The following is a 23,034-nucleotide window of genomic DNA, read 5'->3' as shown; positions in this document are numbered from 1 at the left end:
TAGCTACACTTTGCATTAAACTATAATGTTATAGAACATACTTCAGGAGAATAGCCCGTTTTATTTTCCGTAAGGGTAAAAAAAACAGTTCAAAAGTTTCTCACTTTTAAACTGTTTTTTATTTATCCTGAAATTCGACTATTCTCCTGTCAAGCTTCCTTTATTTAATTTTTTACTTTTAGAAAATGCCAATGTCAGCCCAAGAGACAAACCGAATGCCGCAATTGTGGCAAGCCAGAAACCAAGCTGGTGAGCACCTTCAAATTTGATTGAAAGGAATGCAAGAGCCAGTCCTCCTACACCTATTCCATTTGCTAAAACATTAAACCCTGTTGAAATAACCGCTCCTACAGCAGAACCTATTAAAGCCGCATAGAAAGGATACATATATTTCAAGTTTGCTCCAAACATTGCAGGCTCTGTAATTCCGAACCACGCTGAAACAGTTGCTGATAATGAAACCGATTCCTGTTTTTTATCTTTTTTATATATAAAGTAAGTTCCAAGTACGGCTCCTGATTGGGCAATGTTTGATAGAGCTATCAAAGGCCATATAAATGTTCCTCCACTTGTAGCTGCCAACTGTAGATCTACCGCTATAAATGTATGATGAAGTCCTGTTATTACTAATGGTGCATATAACGAACCGAATAATAAAGCTCCTATATATTTCAGTCCCGGAGTTTTAAATAAAAATGCAAATAACGCAACCAGCCATTCTCCCAGCATTCTTGCTACAGGTCCTATGAATATTATTGTTAAGAACCCCGTTACTACGAGTGTTATAAAAGGTACCCAGACTAATTTCAATACTTCAGGTGTTCTCTTATTAAAGAATTTTTCGATATAACACATTGCTATCCCTGTAAACATAGCAGGCAATACCTGTGCCTGATATCCAATCAGAGTTATTTTTGTAAGTCCTAAATTAAGTATATATTTTCCTGCTTCTATTCCATATTTTTCATTTCCGTTTAACAACGCATCTTTTATATTGATACCTTCCCCTGCCATATTACCGTAAACATAAGCATTCAACATACCTCCTGCTACAAGCATCAATCCAAGTACAATACCGAGTGCTTCATTTCCTTTGAATTTTCTGACTGTAGACCATGTAATAAGCACAGGTAACATACCGAACACGGCTCCACCTATCCAATCAGTAAAGAAAAGTATCGTTCTTGTTATTTCTGATATATCTTTAAATGAATTATATACAGGTTTTTTATCGATAATTTCTTTTATTCCGAGGAACGGCAAACCTGCCTGTAAAAAGTTCCCTAATCCTAACATTAGACCGCCTGCTACCAGTGCAGGTATCAAGGGTACAAATATTTCAGCAAGATGTGCAACCATTCTTTGTAAAAAAGGCTGTTTAGTCATTGCAGTTTTTTTGACATCTTCCTTAGTTGCCCCTTCAATTCCTGAAACTCTTATAAAATCTTTATAAAAATCTCCTACATTATTTCCGATTATTACTTGAAACTGCCCGGCATTTGTAAATGTTCCTTTTACAGAATCCAGTTTCTGGATATCTTTCGGACTGGCTTTAGCTTCATCAACCAGTGCAAATCTCAATCTTGTCGCACAATGAGTTACACTCGCCACATTTTCCTTTCCTCCGATGAGCTTTAGCAGCTCCTTCGCCTCATCCTGATAATTTTTCATAAAGTCCTCCTTCAATAAAAATTAAAATTATTTATAACTATATTATAATAGTAATCCAAAATTATTAATACTGTAATTATTAATATCATAGCTTAACTTGTCTTTTATATGCTTTTTCTATCTGTTTTATATAATAACGCAATACTTTCCGTTTTTTGAATTGTTTAATAATTAAGCTTCTATACTATATGGTATTATAGAAAGAATGTCAAGTCTTTTTTCTCCGTTTCCATAATTCTGTCCATTACTACTATTGCTGCCACAGCTTCAAGGACTACGACTATTCTCGGAACAATACACGGGTCATGTCTGCCTATAATTTCAAGAAAATCATTTTTTTTAGTTTCTATATTTACTGTCCTCTGTTTTTTCCCTATTGACGCAGGAGGTTTTACAGCCACTTTAAAATTTATCGGCATACCGTTTGTTATACCTCCCGTTATTCCTCCATTATTATTTGTATAAGTTTTTACATCTCCCTTTTCATCATAGTACATTTCATCATTTGCTTCATACCCCGTCATTTTCGCAATATTAAATCCCGCACCGAATTCTATTCCTTTTATTGCGGGGATAGAAAATATCATCCTCGACAACTCACTTTCCATTGACTCAAAAAATGGATCTCCTATTCCTGCTTTAATTCCTGTTATCATTATTTCTACTATTCCCCCGACAGAATTTTTTTCTTCTTTAGCTTTTAATATCGTTTTTTCCATATCGGGAACAATATTTTCATTTAATACGGGCAATATCATATTTCTCAGTCTGTCGATATTCTCCTGTGTAATATCTTTTTCTTCAAAATCCCTGTCTTGAATATCTTTTATTGATTTCACATGAGCAGCTATCAATATTCCCTTTTCCTTTAAAATTTGTTTTGCCACAGCTCCAGCAAAAACTAAGGGAGCAGTTATTCTACCTGAAAAATGCCCTCCTCCTCTAATATCATTAAATCTGTTATATCTGCTCAGCCCTGCCCAGTCAGCATGACCCGGTCTCGGTTTTTTGGCTATTTCGCCATAATCTTTGGATTTCTGATTTGTATTTCTTATAATCATCGCAAGGGGAGTTCCTGTAGTTCTGCCATTTACAAATCCGCTTAATATTTCAAATTCATCTTTTTCAGTCCTCGATGTAGTCAATTCCGATTTTCCCGGAGCCCGTCTTTTCATTTCTTCAGAAATAAAATCCAAATTCAGTTCAGTCCCCGCAGGAATTCCGTCGATATTTATTCCCAATGCATTTCCGTGAGATTCTCCAAATATTGAAATACAGTAATTTTTTCCAAAATTTGCTCCCATACTTATTTCTCCTAATTTTATTAAATTCATTATAATTTTTATTTTTTAATTTTTCTATTTTTGATATTTTTTTTATTTTTTATATACTTATATTTTTATAACTTATATTTTTATATACTATAGAATTTTTTCAATTTTATTAGAAAACTCTTTATATACAAGATAAAAATAATTCTACTTTTAACTGTAATAAATTTCAAATATTTAAATTATGTAATTATCAGATAATTTCAATATTTCCACCTATTTCTTTGAAATCTTCCCAAAAATGCGGATAGGATTTTCTCACGCTTTCCGCTCCCTCGATTACAATTTCGTTTTCACATCTTGTTGAAGCTATGGCAAGCGACATAGCTATTCTGTGGTCATTCCACGAGCTTAGGGAACTTCCTCCTTTAAAGTTTTTCATTCCCTGAATGACAAGACTATCTCCTTTTTCTCTGACATTTCCGCCTATTTTATTCAGTTCCGTCCTGATAGAAGTTATTCTATCCGACTCTTTTATTCTCAGTCTTGCTCCGTTTACAATATGCGTTTCTCCCTCACTCAATGCTCCAAGCACTGCAAGCACGGGGGCTATATCGGGACATTGGGATATATCTATCACAGTTCCTCTTGTCTTGGACGGTCTGACTATTATATAATCATCAAAAATTTCAAGATTTGCTCCCATTTTTTCTACAATTTCAATAATTTTCCTATCTCCCTGCAAAGATTTTTTATTTATATGAATACATTTTATTTTATTGTCCCTGTTGCTGCTTATTATTCCTGCTACAATCCAAAATGCCGCTTGGGAATAGTCTCCTTCAACTGTATAATTAAACGGTCTGTATTTTTGATTTCCTTTAACATCAAAACTTTTATAGTCATTATTTTTTATTTCGATTCCCGATAATTTCAATATTTCCAAGGTCAGGTCTATATAACCTTTTGATTCCAATTCTTTATTAATAATCAGCGTCGAATCTCCCTCAAGTAAAGGCAGGGCATAAAGCAACCCTGTTATGAACTGGGAACTTATATTTCCGTCAATTTCATATGTTCCCGCTTTCATTTTCCCTCTTACTTTTAACGGCAATTTTCCATTTTCAGTCTTATAATAAATATTCTGCCTATCAAATATTTTGTAATAAGGATTTAGAGGTCTCTCAATGAGTTTTCCTTTCCCGTCAAATATAAGCTCATTTTCTTTTGTAAGCCCTAAAGGTATGAGAAACCTTATCGTCGAACCTGATTCGTTACATTGGCTATATTTTTCGGCAGGAATAATTTTTCCGTTATTTCCAATTATTTCAAGACAATTTCCTTGAAAGTTTCCTCCCCTTACTATTTCAGCTCCCCAGTTTTTCATTATTTCAACAGTCGTAATTATATCCACGGAAAACAGTAAATTATCAATTTTCGACACTTCATTATTTTTATTTTCCGCCAACGCCGCTCCGATAACCGCTCTATGTGAATAACTTTTTGATGGGGGAATTTCTATCTGTCCATTCAGTATTGACGGTCTAATCTTTATTTTCATCAAAACAAGTTCCTTGTCAGTTTATTTACGTTAAAAAAGGATAACGCATAATCCTAAATCACTAATTATTCAAAAATCTCTTTTTCAGTCATTTTGATAATTTCAGCATTTCCAATATCCCGAAGAAAAATAAAATTTATTCCTCCGTCCATACTTTTTTTGTCCCTTTTCATAATTTCCCTAATCTTTTCTTTCGGATATTCTATATTCACAGGCAAATTCAGTGATAAAAGTAAGTCTTTCACTTTTTCATAGCAGCCTTTTCGGGTAATTCCCTTTTTCTCCCCTATTTTCAATATATCTGCCATTCCTGTGGCAATAGCCTCTCCATGTGAATATTTTTCATAGCACGTATATTGCTCTATCGCATGACCTATTGTATGTCCAAAGTTCAGTATCATTCTCAAACCGTTTTCTTTTTCGTCTTTTTCCACTATTTCTTTTTTTATTTCACATGACCTGTATATAAGATAATTTATATTTTCAGTCAGTCTTTTTCTTAACTCGGTTTTGTAATTTTTATCATTTATCTTATTTCCATATTCTGATTTTATAACATCATTATTTTTATTGCTATTTTCATAGCTCTGATTATTTTTATATTCTTTATTATCTCTATAGCTTTGATTATCATTATATCCATTCTTTTCATTATCAATATTTATATTTTTATTCGTATTTTTTACAACGTCTACAATTTTATCAAACAAATTTCTATCATAAATGCAGCCGTATTTTACTATTTCTGCAAATCCGTCATAAAAATATCTATCAGACAGTGTATTTAAAAACAAAGTATCTATCAAAACCACTTTCGGCTGATAAAATGCCCCTACAAGGTTTTTCCCTTCAGGAAGGTCTACTCCGACTTTTCCGCCCACACTGCTGTCTACCTGAGATATTATAGTCGTAGGTATCTGGATAAAATTTATTCCTCTTAAATAAGAAGCTGCTGCAAAACCTGCAATATCCCCTGTTACTCCTCCTCCAAATGCCACTATCATATCATTTCTTTTTATTTCCGCTTTTATCAGAGCTGAATAAATCCCCTGCATTACTCCGATATGTTTATTTTTCTCTCCCGCTTCGAGAATATATACTGTATAGTCATATCCCTGAAACATCTCATTGTATCTATTTTTATAAAATTCATTTACATTAGTATCGGTAATAATAAATAGCTTCTTTCCCTTATATATGCTTTTTATATATTCGGAAAATTTATTTATATAATCCGTTCCGATTATTATATCATAAGAATTTTTTCCTAAATCTACATTCATTTTTTCCATAATCATAATTTCCTTATTTGTACTTAAAATTTACTTTCTTTAATTTTTTCTATCTCTATTCCGACATATATTTTTATATTGTATCATCTCTTTAAAATTTAATCTCTTTAACATCTCCTTTTTTTATTCTAACATACATAACATAATTCAAGCATAGCAGTATTGTCCATATGGACTCCTATTCCTTCTTTTTCTTTAATAGTTCTAATATCTACTTCCAAATAATACTTTTTTTCTCCAACACTGTATTCTATTCTCATATTTTTTATCTCCTCAATTTTTTATTACCAACATCCTTTCAATTCATTTGCAAATGCAATGAATATAAATTCAATTATATTGTCGGGTTCTTTTAAATTTTCCAATGTTTTTATCTTTTTAACTTCATTATTATAAATTTCGTATTCTCCAAGATCCTGCTCCCTGTTCTTTAAAGTATTTATATACAACTTTACTTTCTTTTTCCCTTCTCCTGCCATTTTTAAATATTTCCCTATTTCTGAAGCCAGACTATCCATTGTTTCATAATTTACAACTGTTTCCATTGATACCATTAATACTGCCTCATTTTCTTTCATTTCTTCTGCTATTGCAACATAATATCCGCGAGCTTCTTTATACCATTCTTTTTTTGCCCGTATTATCGGTACATCCTTATTTCCTGCATAGCTTACCATATTTACAAGAGGTAGATTAAATATCGCCTTTACCATTTCTTCTTTATTTTTCAGTTCCGATACTCCCGCAGTATATGTTACTTTTTTCGGTTCGGCATATAACTGATTATAGAATTCAGTAATCGGATAGCTGACAGCAAAACATATTGCTATAAATATCAATGTTTTTATCTTTTTTCTTTTCCTCAAATATATTATCACCATAAATACAAGAAGAATCAGCATACAGCTTATATATATTTCTATCATTCTTTTGTTTTTCATCTTATTCATATCCGAGTAAGGAGAATATTTTAATATAAATAACGAAAGTCCTGTTATCAGACTTATTATATAAATATTGTATTTTTTCACAAAAAATATCAAAATTAACGATAAAATAATACATATTACTGTATTAGTAATTAAATACCAACCTGTATTTTCATCTGAATATCCATTAGATAATATTGAAAGATTTCTTCCCAAATAAAGTAAATATATTATATAAGGCAATTTTTTGAATGCTTCTAATATCTTTTCTTTCATATTTTTCCCTCCGATTTGGTTGGTCTTATGTCAATAAATTTTCTATCCTCTATCTGTTACTCTTTATTATCGAATGAAATGACTCATCAACGCTATACTTGACAAATATACTAATTCTCTTGTCGTCTATATATTATATCTGTTACTCATATCTTATTTTTTCGCTTTTTGAAATTTACTCTCTTTAACCTCTCCTTTTTTTATTCTAACATACATATGAAACAAATTCCTCCTTAAGCATATCCATTATTTAAAACTTCTTCCCATAACATTTCCTATAGCTTCAGCACTTTCCATAAGTTCTTCAAATAATTCGGGTTTTAATGATTGAGGCCCGTCAGAAAAGGCCTTATCAGGCTCAGGATGCACCTCTACCATAAGTCCGTCAGCTCCTGCCGCTATTCCTGCCATTGCCAGCGGTTTTACCATCCAGTATTTCCCCGTTCCGTGAGCAGAGTCGACTATTATCGGTAAATGACTTATTTTTTTTATCATCGGTACAGCATTCAAATCCATTACATTTCTATATGCAGTTTCATAAGTTCTTATCCCTCTTTCACACAATACTACGTTTTCATTTCCTCCTGCCAGTATATATTCCGCAGACATTAGCCATTCCTCTATTGTAGCACTCAATCCCCTTTTCAGTAATACAGGTATTTTTGTTTTTCCCACTTCTTTCAGCAAATCAAAATTTTGCATATTTCTTGCACCTATCTGTATCATATCTAAATAAGGAGCAAATTCATGCAGCTGTTCTATCGACATAACTTCACAGACTATAGGTAATCCTGTTTCCTTTCCTGCCTTTTCCATTAGCTTAATTCCTTCCATTCCTAAGCCCTGAAAAGCATACGGAGAAGTTCTCGGTTTTACTACTCCTCCTCGCAATATGGAGGCTCCCGCTTTTTTTACTGCTCTTGCTGTTGTCAATATCTGTTCTTCACCCTCTACAGAACATGGACCCGCCATCATTACAAGCTTATTTCCGCCTATTTCAACATTTCCGATTTTTACTGTCGTATTTTCAGGCTTGAATTTTCTGCTTGCTCTTTTATACGGCTCCTGTATTCTCTGAACGTCCACAACATAGTCAAGGGACTGAATATGCTTAATATCCATTGTACTCATATCTCCAATTAATACAAGTATGGAATATTCTTTCTGCCGGATATGCTTAACTTCTACTTTATGTTCGCTTTCAAGTCTGTCAATCATACGTTTTAATGTATTATGGCTGATACTCCCGTCAACTTTTATTATCATTATTCTATCCTTTCCCTTATCCGCTTATTTGTTTATTTGTTTTATTACTCACCTATTCATTAATATCTTTAATATTATCTTTATTATCCGCTTCAATCATTTTTACACCTGATATTTCATTAAATCTTTTAGTTATCTTATTTGATGTTGTCGTTATATTTTTTACATCTTTGCTTACTTTTTCAATATCCCTCTCAAGGGTATTCCACCTTTCCTGATATCTGTCAAATTCCTTATTCAGTTTCATCAGTTCTTCCTGAATGACATGAGCATATTTGTCCCTTTCTATATTTGTCATTATTACTTGAAGCATTGTCAGAACAGACATTAAAGTAGTCGGAGATGCAATTCGTACATTTTTTCTGTAAGCGTACTCGACTATCTCCGTATGATAGGCATTTATTTCCGCAAATATAGCTTCTGCAGGTAAAAACAGTATAGCCTGCTCTCCAGTTTCACCTTGAATTATATATTTTGAAGAAATATCGTCAATATGTTTTTTTAAATTAACGGAAAACTCTTTTTTTGCCGTTTCCCTTTCGACCGCCGTAAGTTCAGTGTCGTACATTTTTCTATAATTTTCGAGAGGAAATTTTGAATCCACTCCGATTTTCCCAATCGGACTTGGAGCAAATATTATAGAATCAACTATTGTTCCATTTGAAAGTTTATATTGTTTCTGATAAACTCTATCATTTTTTTCTCCAAAAACGGAAGAAAGTATTTGATAAAGCTGTACCTCTCCAAATATTCCCCTGCTTTTCTTATCGGTCAGAACATCCTGTAATGAAACTACGTTACTTGATAATGCTTCGATTTTTTTCTGGGCTTCATCAATTTTACTCAATCTTTCCAATACATTCCCAAAAGTTTTCGTAGTTTCTTCAAAACCTTTGGACAGTCTTTCCTCAACTTTAGTATTCATCATATCAAGTCTATTTTCAATTTTTCTGTTTAATGTTTCAAAATCGTCATTTAGACTTTTTTTAAACTCATCTTTAAATTTATTGATATTTTCCGATAGTTTCTGATTATTTTCATTCATTGTCGAACCTAATTTCGTTCCAAAATCAGTAAATCGGACAAGAAGTTTTTCATTATTTCCCGAAAGTTCCTTATTTAAATTCGTAATTCCCTGCAATAAATTATTTTTTGTGTTCAATGTTATTGTTTTTTCTATTTCATTAAATTTTTTATTATTTTCCGCTATATTTTTTTCCGTACTCGCCACAAATCCCTCTGTCAGTATTTTTTCTATCTCATCTTTCAGATGTATTATTTCTTCCTGTTGCTTTTTTCCTGATTTCATCAGATAGATAAATATCAAAAGACAAAGTATCCCTATTGCTGCACTTAGTATCAGAATAATCATCTGACTGCCCGTTATCTGATTTTTCAGTGCTTGTATACTGTCGTTTACCGTTTCCATTTTTCAACCTCTTTTTATATAATATTATTATTTTATTTCGATTTTCCCTATATTTTTTATGAGTTCTCCGTTGTTTAGCGTAATTTTTTCTTTTATTCTTTCAAGAAGTTCTTCTTCCGACTTTTCCAGATTGTCAAAAATATCATCATAATAATCCGCATTCTTACCTTCAAATTTATTGATAAAATCTTCAATTGACAAATCCTCAGGATCATAAGCCACCTGGTATTTGACTTCCTGATTTTTATCGGTTATTACTTCATTTACAAGACCCATTTTTTCAATTTCCGATAATATATCTTTGACAAACAGGGCCTCCACTCCGAGTTTTTTACTAAGTTCTTCATAAGTGTACGGTTCTTCCTTCCCCTTAAATCTTCTTATTATCAGCGATAAAATGAGGAGTCCCGCTTCTTTTCTCAATTTTATAGGCATTTCAACTTTTTCATTATACATAAATTCATCCGAAGTCTGTATGGAAAAAGCTATCTGAGCCCCCAATAATATCGTTACCCATATATATTGTACCCACGTAAGAAATATAGGTACCAGTGCCAAACTTCCGTATATCGCATTATATTTTGTTATTGACGACTGTAACCATGTAAAGGCAAGCTTCAGACCGTAACATAAGATTGCCGTTATCATTCCCGAAATAAAGGCAGGTTTCATTTTCACATTCGTATTCGGGATTATGTAAAATATAAGGGTGAAAAGAAATATATAGAATAAAGGACCGAATATATGAAGAAAGATATTTACAATGACAGTTCCTCCGAAAAACATTGTCCCCATTTTATCGACAACAAAAGAATTTGTCGCTATTATAAGTATGAGCAGTATAGGCCCTAAAAATATTATTGCTACATAATCCACTATTCTCCTTGTCATAGAACGGTTTTTATTTATATGCCATATTTTATTAAAAGAATCTTCGAGCATCATCAATACTTTTATTGCAGAATTAATAAGTATTACGACTCCCACTCCCGTAAGAATGCTTCCCTGAGCAGAAGCCAGAAGTTTATTGGCTATATCGAGAACAGTCCTCACCATTCCCTCATTCTGCGGCACAAGTTCAAATACTTTTTTTATGAACAACTTATCCAGCCCGAAACCTTTTGTTATCCCCAGCACAAGTGCCAGAACGGGAAATATTGCAATCATTGAAAAATAAGTCAATGTACATGCCAAAATCTGAGTTTCTCCGTCGCTGTAATTTCTGTAAATAAGATTTATCATCTGTACGGCTTCTCTTATATATTTTTTTATATTTTCCCTGCTCAATCTGTTTATTATACCTGCCATATTAAATTTTAAACTCATATATTCTCCTGTCATTTCATTGATAAATATATTATATTATTTCAATTATCCTATATTAAAATACTCTTTTTCGGCAAATACTTCTTCCATTAATTCATCATAATTTTCAATTCTTTTTTCTTCATTTATTATATCTTCCAATTTAGGATTTGTAACAGGATGTTTCGGTGCAAATATTACACACGAATCTTCATGAGGTTCTATGGATTTCTCATAAGTGCCTATTTCTTTTGCAATTTCTATTATTTCAGTTTTATCCATTCCTATAAGAGGTCTGAAAACGGGTACCTTTTCCACTGAAGCATTTGTACACGTAAGACCTCCCAATGTCTGTGAGGCTACCTGCCCAAGACTTTCTCCCGTTACAAGTGCCTGATAGCTCATTGTCAGGCTCAATTTTTCCGCAAGTTTCATCATTACTCTTCTTGTAAGAATTGTAGCCAGTTCTTTTTTTGTCTTTGCGTTTATTGCTTCCTGTAATTTCAATATATTTATAGCATAAAGTCTGCTTTTTCCTGTGTAAATTGATAGTATTTCGGTAAGTTCCTTAATTTTTTCAAGGGCCTGTCTGCTCGTAAACGGAAAACTGTGAAATGTAACAAAATTCATTCTCATTCCTCTTTTTGCCATCATAAATGAAGCTACGGGACTGTCTATCCCCCCTGAAAGAAGCACAAGTCCTTTCCCTGTAGAACCTATAGGCAATCCTCCATATGTCTTTATTCTTTCAGTGTAGATATATACATTTTTTCTTATGTCAATGTTTATAAGTATATCGGGATCCTGCATTTTCACTTTTTCAAAAGGACTGTTTATAAGGATATGAGCTCCCAATTCTTTAGCATAGTCCATAGATTTTTTCTCAAATCCTTTGTTACTTCTTTTTACTGCTATCTTGAAATTTCTCGCTCCGTTTTGATAAGCATAATTTGCAATTTCCAAGACTTTTTCTTTTATAATATTGTCATTTCTCTCAATTTTGGCAGATTGGTTTAACCCTACTATTCCGAATATTTTTTTCAGTTTTTCCGTAATTTCTTCCATATCTTCAGTTTTTATATCTACATACAGTTTTGACAAATCATCATTCAGTTGAAACTCATATCCGCTTAATGCCTTGTTTATTCTGTTTCTTAGTATTTTTTCAAATTGTCCCCTATTTTTCCCTTTTAAAGACAGCTCTCCATAAGACAGCCCTATCGAATTCAAAAGAGATTTATTCATATAATCCATTCTCTGTTTCCTTTCATTAAATTTCTGACATTTTATCAATTTTTATCTCATTTTTCTTATCCGTTCCACACTATTTTTTAAAATTTCCACTACTTTATCAATTTCTTCAGGAGTATTGTCTACTGAAAAACTAAATCTTATAGCTCCTTCAAGCTCATCTTCACTCAATCCCATAACTGTAAGAACTCTGCTATGTCCTTTTTTAGACGAGCAGGCCGAACCTGTGGATACATAAATCTCATTCATTCCTAAAAAATGTGTAAGTACTTCGCCCTTTACTCCCTTAAATGATACATTAAGGACTTTCGGGCTGGATTTTTCCATATCAAATATGGAATTAATTTTTATATTGTCTATATTTTTTTCTATTTTTTCTGCAAGCTTTGTTTTGAGCTTTTGTAAATACTCCATATCTTTTTTATAATTTTTATTCAGCAGTTCCACAGCCTTTGCAAACCCTAATATCAGCTCTGTGGCCATTGTTCTTTTTGCAATTCCGTTTTCAGAATTTGATCCGTGAATTACATTTATCAGTTTTACCCTTTCAGCCACATATACTGCTCCGATACCTTTAGTAGCATATATTTTATGACCGCTCACAGTTATTGCATCTACCGGTATTTTATCAAATTTTATATCTGTACATCCTAATCCCTGTACAAAGTCGGTATGAAAATAAGTTTCCTTATTTTTTTCTCTAATAATTTTCGCTATTTCTTTCAAGTTCTGTACAGAACCTACTTCACTGTTTACAGTTCCTATCGACACTAGAATTGTATCTTCTCTCACGAGATTTTTCAACTGCTCCAAATCTATAAATCCGTCTTTATCAACATCCAGAAAATCAACATCAAATCCTTTGGACTGATAATTCCTGAATGTTTCATATACTGACGGATGCTCAATTTTTGTAGTAATCAGATGTTTTTTTGTTTTTGAATTTGCCTCAACAATTCCCTGAATGACAAGATTATTCCCGTCAGAACCTCCTGCCGTAAAATAAATTCTCTCAGGATTTACTCCTAAAAAATTTCCTACCGTTTTTCTTGCATTTTTTATTTTTAAAAATATTTCATGAGAAAAATCATGAATTGCGTCGGGATTTGCATAATTATTTTTCATTGTTTCCACTATTGTTTCTATTACTTCTTCTTTCGGTTTTGTACTTGCCGCATTGTCCAAATATATCATTTCAATCCCTCTTTTCTAAATATTTTTATTTCTTAAATTCAATTTTCTTATTCAAATATCTTCAAACAAATATTTTCAAATATTCATTTATAGCTTACTTATTGTACTTTTATTGATTTAGTATAACTTTTTCTCTTTTCAAATTTTATCTTTTCAAAACAAAAACCCAGTAACTATACTGAGTTTTATAATTATTATATTTATCCCAGCTATAATTTTTTATATTATAGCACGATTTTTAGAGAAAATTTAGTATATTTTTATCCCCATTATTTATATTTAAAAAATAAAGCTTCTTTATCAAAACAGAAACTTCATTTTTATTCTTTTGTATATATTGTCTTTTATAATTCATCTAACATTTAAGCTTCTTCAAATACTTTATTATACCCAGCTGCTTCTATACATCCTGTATTCTATTTCAGGAAATATATTATCCCTCGATTCAATTTCAGAAATCCATGCTTCATCAAGCATATCATTTTTAAAATCTTCATAAATTTTAAATAATCTGTGAATATGGTCGCTTATTTTTTTATGAGCATAACCGACCATTGTTCCTGTAAACATTATAAATTCCCAGCAGGAAGTCTGTGCCATAAGCAGCTCTCTTGCTGCCTGATTTAATGCCCTATATTCCAGTTCATTTTTCGGTTCCCGTCCGTTAGCGAGTTCTATCATTTTCTTTGCAGCTTTGTGCAGATGTCTATACACATAATCATTTGACCCGTCTATCCATACATCATAATATCCGTTTGCCCCCCAGCTCGACATACTTACATCGACAATCTGATTAGTCGGGTATCTTTCGAGATATTCATAAGGTGTTATTGTCGAAAAATTTGATTGTGCTGTCGCTCTGAACACCCACTCCAAAAAGATAGGGCCTTCATACCACCAGTGTCCGTATAATTCCGCATCATAAGGAGAGAGTACGACAGGTTTTCTGTATTTCATTTTTGAAGCTAAAAATTCTATCTGCTTTGATCTGTTATGGACAAAGTTATAAGCATGCTCTTTTGCTCTCCCGTAAGCAACATCAGGATCATAAACAGCTTTAAAGCTGCCTTTCTTATCAGTAATCGCGTGATATTTTACCCCCATATTTCTTCTTATGCCGTCATTGTGCAAATATGGCTTTACATATTCATAGTCCAGTTCATATCCCGCGTCCTTGTGAAATTCCCTATATGCACCGTCTCCGGGATATCCTATTTCGGAACTCCATACCTGTTCCGAAGACTCCAAATCCCTCGCAAATGCCGCAACTCCGTTTTTAGTATAAACAGGAGAATAAATACCGTAAACAGGTCTCGGCTCACTGTGCATTATTCCGTGGGCATCTACAATAAAATATCTTATACCGTGTTTTTCAAGGAATTTATCCTGTTCAGGATAATATGCACATTCTGCAAGCCATATTCCTTTAGGGTCTCTGTTAAAATTTTTCCGATAATCTTTTTTTGCCATATAAATTTGTGCATTTACAGCTTCCGGATAATCTTTCATCAATGGTAAAAATCCATGTGTTGCAGTAACGGGTATTATTTCAAGATTTCCTTCATCCTGAAATTTCCTGAATGCTCCGACTAAATCTTTATTATATTTTTCTTCATATACTGACTTGGCTCTTTTATTAAACCATAAGTTATGATTTGCGACTTTAATCATATCGGGATATTCTTTCAGTCTTTCCACTTCCAGCTCGCAGAATTTTATCAGTTTATCCATATGTCTGATATATCTTTCTCTTAAAAGCTCGTCATTCAGCATATTTACAAGAGTTCCTGACATAGTCATAGTTAAATTCCAAGGAATTTTATCTTTTGTCAGATTTTCAAACATTACTAAAAGAGGAATGTATGTTTCGGTAATAGCTTCATACAGCCAGTCTTCCTCTAAAAACTCACTATACTCAGGATGTCTCACATAAGGTAAATGTGCGTGTAACACTAAACTTAAATATCCGTTCATAACTTATACCCTCCAACTAAATTTTTTAAAATTTCTTTCATACTCTAAACATTATACTATATTTATACCACATTTTCAGTTTTTTTCAATATCTAAATATTAATAAATTTATTTTTTTATATTCATAATTTTGATTATTTATATATATTCTGTAAATAAAACAAAAATTACTTGTATATTCTTCAAAATTTTTACTTTATTATTTCGTATTCAAATTTTCTAAAATTTTTCGGGTTTTTCGAGTACAGGAAAACTTCTTCTACTTTCTAAAAATTTTTAATTTATCTCCAATAAATTTGACCTCTACCCTTTCATTATCCCCTTCTTCTCCGTCTATACTTATACCTATTTCTTCGTTTATTTTTTCGATTACACAACTTTCAGCGGTAACGGTTCTCACATAATCATTATTGATAAGATTGCTATTTATAAGGTCAAGTAAAATTTGAGGTATATCAAAAGGATTGTCTATATTTTTGACAATGATAATATTCATCATACCGTCGCTGACATCGGCATTATCAATCACACCGTCAAAACCTCCCACACTTTTTCCGTTTAAAATCATATATAATATAGCTTTTTCAGATATGATTTCTCCTGTATCAAGGGTAATATTCAAATCAAATTTTTTTATATTTGTCAGTTCTCCAAGCCCTGTTATATGGTAAGCAGCTTTTCCTATAGCTTTCTTGAGATTTTTGTCCGTACTGTAAGATATTTTCGTAAAAAGCCCTCCCGCATAGGATGACAAAAATATTGTTTTATCATTTATCAGTCCGAAATCCACAGGCTTGGCACTTCCATTGATGACATTTTCTATCCATTCGTCTATATTTTCTCCCAAATTCAATGATCTTGCCAAATCGTTGGAAGTTCCTGTAGGAAAAATGGCAACATCGGGAAATTCAATACTTTCATTATATAACTGGCTCAAACTTCGGCTCAATGTTCCGTCTCCTCCCGATAAAATTAAAATATCATATTTTTCATTTTTCAGGACTTCTGTCAGTCGGTCATATTTTCTGTTGATACTGTAAAGAGTAAGTGTTATTTTATTTTCCAGAAATTTTGATGTTATCAAATCAAAATTATTTAATATCATATCTGCATTTCCGGATTTTGGATTATAAACTAAAAGTGCCTTTCTTATATCTTTTTTATTTTCCATTCTATCTCCTTTTATTATTTATTATTTAAAATTAATTTTCGTTAAATGCTTTTGGCTGATAACCGAAATTCAGAAAATATTTTATACTCTCTCCCTGTGTTTTTGCTACCCCAAAATATCCCGGTCCCAAAGGTGTTCTCACTCCGAAACCTATTCCGTAACTCTCTTTCCTTTCTTTTCCAAAACTGAAACTTTTATCCGAAATAGTCGCTAAAGAAACATTGGCTCCTATGAATATAATCCTTGAAAGCTGATATTGAAGGTTTAATTTCCCCACAAATATACTGTTTCCCCTTAATCTATCTGTCGGAAGTCCTGCAAATTCAAGGGAATATTCCCCTTCCTGAAAACCGCCCAGCTTAGGTCTGTATGTTTCAGGAATTTTTTCTCCATTGCTCGTGATGTATGCTACACTCGGTGTAAATGTTACTTTTTCTCCTAAAGGAATGTTTATCTCTCCTTTGGCATATAAAGCATCAAATTTGGCTTCCCGAGAATTTGCCTTTGTATACTCGGCTTTCAGATATGTTCCGTTTGTAGGAAACATTATCGAATCTCTATTGTCTTGGGTAATCGAAACTTCAATATATGGGAATTTGTATTTTGAGTTTAAGCTGTCGTCAGGATTTCCTTTAACATGGGAAATCTGATATCCCCCACTCAAAAGAAAAAGTGTATTTCTGCTCAGTTCCATTCCTATTCCTATACTTGTCTTAAATCTTCTGTTATTGAACTCATATTTATTTTCTCCGGAATATTGATTTTTTATAATGTCTTTTTTAAAATCAAATCTTCCTAAGAGCAGAATTCTGTTATCTTTTCCCATGGACATTATTCCTGTTCCGTTTATGCCGTATTCATTCGCAATAGTTCCTTTTAAAATATATCTCGTGTCTATATTATTTATTATTCTGTTTCCCTGAATTCCTATATTTGTAGTTGCTAAATCTTCATTATTGGCATTTCCTGAAAAAGTCAGATATTCTCCCGCTTTTTCCTGAACATTAATGATTAATGTTTCATTATTTTTCACTTCATAATAAACTGTAGAAAAATCTCCATTTTTATATAAATCATTGGTAATTTTTTCCATATCTTTTCTATTCATTTTTCCAAGGCTTTTCGGAACGTATCTCTCAAAATATGCTCTTTTATATTTTTTGTTTCCTCTTATTTCAACATTTTTTATTATATATTCGTCTTTCCAGTTTTTTCTAAATTCTTTTCTTTTTTCTTCCAGTTCTGCATATCTTACAGGATTACTTAATTTTCTTATGCTTTCTATGTTATTTCTCGCTACTTTTTCACCTGCCGCAATTATTTCTTTTATTTTATGAAAATCATAAGACTCTATTTTTTCAAGGTCAGGTGCCATATATAAGTCAAGCATTCTTATTTGTCTTTCAACTTCCTGACGTCCTGCAATGGTCATCGAATCAGACACCACATCTATTATGTTCAGCTTTTGAACATCTCTCTTGGAAAATCCTTCTCCCACATTTACACCTATAGTATAATCGGCTCCAAGAACTTTCACATCCTGGACAGGAAGATTTCTCACAACACCACCGTCCACGTAAAGTCTATCTCCGTCCTGTACAGGATTAAAAACTGACGGCAATGACAGACTTGACCTTATGGCTGTGGCAATGGAGCCTTTGTCTATCATAACCCCTTCCCCTGTATTCAGGTCTGTAGCTACCAAAGCAAATTTTTTAGGAAAATTCTTAAAATTATTTATATTTTCCACACCATAAAAAAGTTCATTCAATTTTTGACTCGCACTTTTCCCTCCCACTGCTCCTGAAGGGATTTTAGGAATAAATTTTTCTACAGGAAGAACCATTGTATTTGTATCTTCTATCATATTTCTTGTTATTCCTTTATCTTTTCTCTCTATTTTATCATTAAAAAGAGAAAGCCAGTCCATTTCCATTGCAATTTTTTCTATTTCTTCGGGAGTGTAGCCTATACTGTATAACCCGCCTATAATACTCCCCATACTTGTCCCTGTTACATATTCTATCGGAACTTTTTCTTCTTCCAGTACTTTCAGTATGCCTATATGAGCCAGTCCTTTTGCTGTTCCTCCGCTGAGAACCAGTCCTATATGTTTATCTTCGTTATTTTTAATTGGCTTATCAATATTCTCTGTCTGTTCTTTTCTAATCTTTTCCATTTTTTTAGTCTGGACATTTTTAGTCTGAACATTCTTATCTTTTTTTTCCTGACTTTCTTTTATAATATTTTTATCATTTATAATATTATTTTCATTTATGACAGTGTTTTCATTGTTAATTTCCGAATATCCTAAATTTCCGACTGAAATTAATAAAAAAATTATATATGCTATTTTTCTTATTTTTATCATATTTTTTTTCATTTTTCCCATATTCTTACCATATCCTTATAATATATCGTATATTTCTTCTAATCTCGTAACCGCATATTTCGGCTTTATCTTTTCGTCAGCTTCTTTATTTTTCAGATTTACCCAGCAAGTATCTATTCCAAAATTGATTCCTCCCTGTATGTCAGCCGTAAGAGAATCTCCAACCATTATCACATCTTTTTTATTGTTATGTCCCATTTCTTTCAGTGCATATTCAAAAATTTCGGCATTCGGCTTACTTATCCCCACATCATCGGAAACTATTATTTTATCTATATATTTTCCAATTGTCGAATTATTTACTCTCGAATATTGAACCTCCTTCATACCGTTTGTTATTATCCCCAGTTTATATTTTTTATATAAATATTCGCACAATTTTTCAGCTCCTTCAAATAAAAATGCTCCTTCTCCCATTCTCTTTAAATATTGTCTGCTGAAATCTTTAATATTATAATCCATTTTCATTTTTTCAAACAGCATTTTAAATCTTTCAATTTTCAATGTGTCCATATCGATTTCTCCTATTTCGAGTTTTCTCCATAATAAATAGTTTATAGTATTGTATTCTTTTTTTATTTCCTCAAATTCACTTACATTATCTTTATCAAAATATCTAAAATCCTCGAAAACCTTTTTTATAGCATAACTCGCAGTTTTAGAATAATCAAATAATGTATCATCTATGTCCAGTAATATTATTTTATACATTTTATATAATTATTTTCCTTTCATCTTTTTATAATGACTGAAAAGTCATTTTGTATATAATATTATTTTTTTAACTGTTTGTCAATATATGTTATGTAACTTTACAGCCTCTTGATTTATGTTTTCCACTTGTCTGATTAAAGTCTATTAATCTCATATTCTTTGTGTTGTTGTGGATTTTGTCTACATTATTGAAGTTTCTGTTGTAGTATATTGTTTCTTCCTTGTTTGAGTTACTTTTATTCGCTGATACATTTACTGTCGTTCCTTTTACTTTACCGTCTGCTCCAAATGATGTATTTGCTCCTATTCCAAACCCTTTTGAACTCGAATGGTAACTATTGTTTAACTCTACTGCTTCCTTCTACCCCCCTGCCCCGCTTCTCGTTTGCTAAGCTCGAAATATCTTTCTTCTGTTCAATTACAAGTCTACTCAATTTCTCGCTAAGCAATTACTCGAAAATGCGGGGAAACTCTAATAAATCTATTTAATCATTCTCCCATTCTCTATTGAATAATAAGTATTTAAATTGTCATCTGTTTCTATATTAAGAATATCATTTTTTATATCCCAGTCTACAATAATATCCGAAAAATCATTCTGCCATATAATATCTCCCTTGAAATTTATAGCATACATCTCTAATTCAAACAAAATTATAATTTTATCTTTAATTTTTAAAAAATCAAAAAAAGCACTATAGTCGTTCTTAGGAATTACTTGAATTACTTTTCCTGTTTTAATATCTATAATTAATACTCTAAATGAAACTCCTAAAAAGAATATTCCTGTTTTTAAAAACGTTAACAACTTGGGTTTTATTCCAAGATAACAGTATTGAAAACAAAACATAATATCTCCATTATTATCTTTTATTAATCCAATAGTTTCTCCTTCTGAAAATTTTTCTACTTTGTATATCTTAAAGTTTTTTTTGATCTCATTATAGACTTTTTCATACTCTATCATATCGTATACAGGATGATATATTTTTAATTTATAAATCTCATTTTTCATCTTTAACCTACCATTTTCAAATTTATCTTGCTTTTCCCGATTAAAGTTCATTCCTGCTATAAAGTTTTTGATTTTCTCTAATCCTATTAAAACCTTTGTTATTAAAAATAATGGAGGAAGTTATCCTACTACTCCTAATTCTCATTTGCTAAGCTCGAAATATCTTTCTTCTGCTCAACCACAAGTTTCTTTAGTTCTCACTAAACAATTATCTGAAAGTAAAAGTACTTAATATTCTTTAATTTTCTTTATTAATTCACCTTTTATATAAACACTTTCTTCTTTTAATTGTCCATTTTGATAATATTCTTTGTATAAACCACAAAATCTTTCTTTCTCATCAAAAGAAATCTTTATCTTTATTTTTCCATTTTCATATTCATGCCACAATCCTATTTTTTTCCCTTCTAAATATGCACCTCTTAAAAAAATATATCCATTTTCATCATAAATTTCCCTTATTCCATAAAGTTTTCCATTAATAACAGTATTTCTTTCAACTAATCTTTTATTTTTTATAGAATACAACTCTTGTATTCTAATCTCATTTTTAGCTTTATCTGTTTTTATTTTGTAAATAAAACTTTCTCTTCTATAAATAGCTTTTTCCTCTTTATTTACAGTATTTAATCTTTCATCTAAAAATTCTATTATTTTTTTTTCATTCATTTGAGTTCTCCTAATACCAATAATCATCAAAGTCTATCAAATCATTTCTTCTGTCATTATAATAATTAAGTTCTCCATTAACAACCCTTGTTTTATAAATATTTCCTTGCAAATCTAATCTTTTTAAAAAATATCTGCCCAATTCATATTTTATCTTTTTTTTATAAATTGTCTTTCCCTTTAAATCCTGTATTTCATAAATTCCATTTAATTTACCATTTTTATAATTTCTTAGTTCATATCCCTGATTTAAAATATAGAATTTCCATAACCCTTCTCGCCTATATTTTAAATAATAATTGTCATATATTTTTTTACATTTTCCAAAAACATATAATTCACCATTAGGGTAGTATTGTGTAATTTCTTGTATTTCACCGTCAGATATTTTTTGTTCAGCTAAATTTCCATTTTTATATTTACGAAAACTTTTTATGAGTTCATCATTATACCATAATTTTTCTGAAATTTTTTTTCCGTTAAATTCATATATACTATTTACGCCTTCATAATTACCATTTTTATCTCTAGCATAAATTTCTAATAAATCGTAGTCTGTTCTTACAGTCATTCCAACGTTTTTATTATCATTAACAAAAGCATTTTCAACTATATTATAATTTTGACTTTTTTTAATTTTATAATAATTTCCTCCCACATTTTTGCCCTTATGTATAACACATTCCTGTAGTGTTTTTGTTGATATTTGATATAATCTTTGTATTTTTGTATCTTCATCTATAATTTCCAAATTTAACATCCAAGAAATTTTATATCTATTATAGGTCAAATTAAAATCTTCATCATAATATTGTATTAACCTTTTCATTTTTTAGTCCCTTCTATCATTTTACGTTTATTCTTCTACCATTTACTACTTTAGCCGTATTAATCATTGACTTATTTACATTCCCAGAATTTTTTATTATATCTTCACCTTTAATCACTCCTAAATGTTTTCCAGTTTGGTCAAATACTTCATATTCTAAATATGTATGAAATTTATCAGCATAAAAATATAATTTTGTTTTTGTATCATAAAACATTTTTTGTCCATTTTTAGTAACTTCTATGATTTTTTTATTACTTTTCAACATATCTTTTATTTTTTCAGATAATTTTTGAACTTTGACAGCCCCTTCTTCAAGATTTCTATGATTTTTAGTAATATCTTTCACGACATTTTCAGTAACATTTTCAATATTCTTTCCAGAATTTTTAGCACCTTTTGCAAATTTGGCTACTTCATCTGACTTTAAAACTATCTTAGTTCCGTCATCTAATACTAATTCTGCTTTTTCTGTAGTCTTTAAGAGTTTTAATCCTATTTTTGCTCCTTTATATGTATATTTCACAAGTGGAAGTAAGCCCAAAACTCTTGATAATAAATTTAATTCCTCTCCTGTCAATAAGTCTTTCCCTGTTATTCCTTCTATTATTCCTTTCGGTGTCCCAAGTGTAGTAAAATCCGCAATAAAACTTATCGAACGCAAAGCTCCTTGCTGATCTACTTTATTAACTTTGTCTACAAACTGATTATTATATTTTATACAACTTTTTAACATTTTTCCCGAACAAGCTCCGCCAGTATCCCCAACATGTTCTCCAAAATCTCTACTGCTGTAGTCTTTTCCGTCCGATTTTGCCTTTATCG

Annotated in this window: 19 protein-coding genes; all 19 read right to left on the bottom strand. The window is 31.3% G+C overall.

Going from position 1 to position 23,034, the window contains the following annotated elements; all coding sequences use genetic code 11:
* Positions 1-138: 138 nt before the first annotated feature.
* Positions 139-1,671: a PTS trehalose transporter subunit IIBC gene (treB, locus tag ACO5J6_RS09635; protein WP_485643658.1), complete on the bottom strand. Its 1,533-nt coding sequence runs from the start codon at positions 1,669-1,671 to the stop codon at positions 139-141.
* 194 nt (positions 1,672-1,865) lie between these two features.
* Entirely contained in the window at positions 1,866-2,975 is a 1,110-nt protein-coding gene (gene aroC, locus ACO5J6_RS09630; protein ID WP_485643657.1) for a chorismate synthase, read from the bottom strand.
* A 220-nt stretch (positions 2,976-3,195) separates the two neighbouring features.
* A complete protein-coding gene (aroA, locus tag ACO5J6_RS09625; protein ID WP_485643656.1) occupies positions 3,196-4,503 on the bottom strand; it encodes a 3-phosphoshikimate 1-carboxyvinyltransferase in 1,308 nt (435 codons plus the stop codon).
* A 65-nt stretch (positions 4,504-4,568) separates the two neighbouring features.
* The gene (gene aroB, locus ACO5J6_RS09620) at positions 4,569-5,795 is read right to left on the bottom strand and encodes a 3-dehydroquinate synthase (protein ID WP_485643655.1); all 1,227 of its coding nucleotides are present in this window, start codon (positions 5,793-5,795) and stop codon (positions 4,569-4,571) included.
* 128 nt (positions 5,796-5,923) lie between these two features.
* Positions 5,924-6,055 carry a hypothetical protein gene (locus ACO5J6_RS09615; protein ID WP_485643654.1) on the bottom strand — a complete coding sequence of 44 codons (132 nt, stop codon included), beginning with the start codon at positions 6,053-6,055 and terminating at the stop codon, positions 5,924-5,926.
* A 24-nt stretch (positions 6,056-6,079) separates the two neighbouring features.
* Entirely contained in the window at positions 6,080-7,000 is a 921-nt protein-coding gene (locus tag ACO5J6_RS09610; protein WP_485643653.1) for a hypothetical protein, read from the bottom strand.
* A 246-nt stretch (positions 7,001-7,246) separates the two neighbouring features.
* Complete coding sequence (gene aroF / locus ACO5J6_RS09605) at positions 7,247-8,266, bottom strand: 3-deoxy-7-phosphoheptulonate synthase (protein ID WP_485643652.1); 1,020 nt, start codon at positions 8,264-8,266, stop codon at positions 7,247-7,249.
* 52 nt (positions 8,267-8,318) lie between these two features.
* The gene (locus ACO5J6_RS09600; RefSeq protein ID WP_485643651.1) at positions 8,319-9,695 is read right to left on the bottom strand and encodes a DNA recombination protein RmuC; all 1,377 of its coding nucleotides are present in this window, start codon (positions 9,693-9,695) and stop codon (positions 8,319-8,321) included.
* Positions 9,696-9,722: 27 nt separating this feature from the next.
* Positions 9,723-11,021, bottom strand: a complete 1,299-nt coding sequence (locus ACO5J6_RS09595; RefSeq protein WP_485643650.1) for a YihY/virulence factor BrkB family protein — start codon at positions 11,019-11,021, stop codon at positions 9,723-9,725.
* Between the two features lie 45 nt (positions 11,022-11,066).
* Positions 11,067-12,254 (bottom strand): tRNA uracil 4-sulfurtransferase ThiI, encoded by a 1,188-nt coding sequence (gene thiI, locus ACO5J6_RS09590; protein WP_485643649.1) that lies wholly within the window; start codon positions 12,252-12,254, stop codon positions 11,067-11,069.
* A gap of 42 nt (positions 12,255-12,296) precedes the next feature.
* Positions 12,297-13,445: a cysteine desulfurase family protein gene (locus tag ACO5J6_RS09585; RefSeq protein WP_485643648.1), complete on the bottom strand. Its 1,149-nt coding sequence runs from the start codon at positions 13,443-13,445 to the stop codon at positions 12,297-12,299.
* Between the two features lie 384 nt (positions 13,446-13,829).
* On the bottom strand, positions 13,830-15,419 hold the full coding sequence (locus ACO5J6_RS09580) for a glycoside hydrolase family 57 protein (RefSeq protein WP_485643647.1): 1,590 nt from the start codon (positions 15,417-15,419) through the stop codon (positions 13,830-13,832).
* 259 nt (positions 15,420-15,678) lie between these two features.
* Positions 15,679-16,590 (bottom strand): diacylglycerol/lipid kinase family protein, encoded by a 912-nt coding sequence (locus ACO5J6_RS09575; RefSeq protein ID WP_485643646.1) that lies wholly within the window; start codon positions 16,588-16,590, stop codon positions 15,679-15,681.
* A 31-nt stretch (positions 16,591-16,621) separates the two neighbouring features.
* Complete coding sequence (locus tag ACO5J6_RS09570) at positions 16,622-18,982, bottom strand: patatin-like phospholipase family protein (RefSeq protein WP_485643645.1); 2,361 nt, start codon at positions 18,980-18,982, stop codon at positions 16,622-16,624.
* 15 nt (positions 18,983-18,997) lie between these two features.
* Complete coding sequence (locus tag ACO5J6_RS09565; protein WP_485643644.1) at positions 18,998-19,693, bottom strand: YjjG family noncanonical pyrimidine nucleotidase; 696 nt, start codon at positions 19,691-19,693, stop codon at positions 18,998-19,000.
* Positions 19,694-20,177: 484 nt separating this feature from the next.
* Positions 20,178-20,762: a hypothetical protein gene (locus ACO5J6_RS09560; RefSeq protein WP_485643643.1), complete on the bottom strand. Its 585-nt coding sequence runs from the start codon at positions 20,760-20,762 to the stop codon at positions 20,178-20,180.
* 177 nt (positions 20,763-20,939) lie between these two features.
* Positions 20,940-21,380, bottom strand: coding sequence for a toxin-antitoxin system YwqK family antitoxin (locus ACO5J6_RS09555; RefSeq protein WP_485643642.1), 441 nt, complete (start codon positions 21,378-21,380; stop codon positions 20,940-20,942).
* A gap of 10 nt (positions 21,381-21,390) precedes the next feature.
* Positions 21,391-22,209 (bottom strand): hypothetical protein, encoded by an 819-nt coding sequence (locus ACO5J6_RS09550; RefSeq protein ID WP_485643641.1) that lies wholly within the window; start codon positions 22,207-22,209, stop codon positions 21,391-21,393.
* Between the two features lie 16 nt (positions 22,210-22,225).
* Positions 22,226-23,034: pre-toxin TG domain-containing protein (locus ACO5J6_RS09545; protein WP_485643640.1), on the bottom strand; the 809-nt coding region annotated here is incomplete at its 5' end.

Source organism: Pseudoleptotrichia sp., assembly GCF_057270515.1.
Note: the sequence above shows the minus strand (reverse complement) of the source record. Positions and strands in the feature narration are given on the sequence as shown.

What these genes read in the sequence shown, in the direction of transcription:
- treB (WP_485643658.1), bottom strand. Translation starts at nt 1,671, where the DNA reads ATGAAAAATTATCAGGATGAGGCGAAGGAGCTGCTAAAGCTCATCGGA.
- aroC (WP_485643657.1), bottom strand. Translation starts at nt 2,975, where the DNA reads ATGGGAGCAAATTTTGGAAAAAATTACTGTATTTCAATATTTGGAGAA.
- aroA (WP_485643656.1), bottom strand. Translation starts at nt 4,503, where the DNA reads ATGAAAATAAAGATTAGACCGTCAATACTGAATGGACAGATAGAAATT.
- aroB (WP_485643655.1), bottom strand. Translation starts at nt 5,795, where the DNA reads ATGGAAAAAATGAATGTAGATTTAGGAAAAAATTCTTATGATATAATA.
- ACO5J6_RS09615 (WP_485643654.1), bottom strand. Translation starts at nt 6,055, where the DNA reads ATGAGAATAGAATACAGTGTTGGAGAAAAAAAGTATTATTTGGAAGTA.
- ACO5J6_RS09610 (WP_485643653.1), bottom strand. Translation starts at nt 7,000, where the DNA reads ATGAAAGAAAAGATATTAGAAGCATTCAAAAAATTGCCTTATATAATA.
- aroF (WP_485643652.1), bottom strand. Translation starts at nt 8,266, where the DNA reads ATGATAATAAAAGTTGACGGGAGTATCAGCCATAATACATTAAAACGT.
- ACO5J6_RS09600 (WP_485643651.1), bottom strand. Translation starts at nt 9,695, where the DNA reads ATGGAAACGGTAAACGACAGTATACAAGCACTGAAAAATCAGATAACG.
- ACO5J6_RS09595 (WP_485643650.1), bottom strand. Translation starts at nt 11,021, where the DNA reads ATGAGTTTAAAATTTAATATGGCAGGTATAATAAACAGATTGAGCAGG.
- thiI (WP_485643649.1), bottom strand. Translation starts at nt 12,254, where the DNA reads ATGGATTATATGAATAAATCTCTTTTGAATTCGATAGGGCTGTCTTAT.
- ACO5J6_RS09585 (WP_485643648.1), bottom strand. Translation starts at nt 13,445, where the DNA reads ATGATATATTTGGACAATGCGGCAAGTACAAAACCGAAAGAAGAAGTA.
- ACO5J6_RS09580 (WP_485643647.1), bottom strand. Translation starts at nt 15,419, where the DNA reads ATGAACGGATATTTAAGTTTAGTGTTACACGCACATTTACCTTATGTG.
- ACO5J6_RS09575 (WP_485643646.1), bottom strand. Translation starts at nt 16,590, where the DNA reads ATGGAAAATAAAAAAGATATAAGAAAGGCACTTTTAGTTTATAATCCA.
- ACO5J6_RS09570 (WP_485643645.1), bottom strand. Translation starts at nt 18,982, where the DNA reads ATGGGAAAAATGAAAAAAAATATGATAAAAATAAGAAAAATAGCATAT.
- ACO5J6_RS09565 (WP_485643644.1), bottom strand. Translation starts at nt 19,693, where the DNA reads ATGTATAAAATAATATTACTGGACATAGATGATACATTATTTGATTAT.
- ACO5J6_RS09560 (WP_485643643.1), bottom strand. Translation starts at nt 20,762, where the DNA reads ATGAACTTTAATCGGGAAAAGCAAGATAAATTTGAAAATGGTAGGTTA.
- ACO5J6_RS09555 (WP_485643642.1), bottom strand. Translation starts at nt 21,380, where the DNA reads ATGAATGAAAAAAAAATAATAGAATTTTTAGATGAAAGATTAAATACT.
- ACO5J6_RS09550 (WP_485643641.1), bottom strand. Translation starts at nt 22,209, where the DNA reads ATGAAAAGGTTAATACAATATTATGATGAAGATTTTAATTTGACCTAT.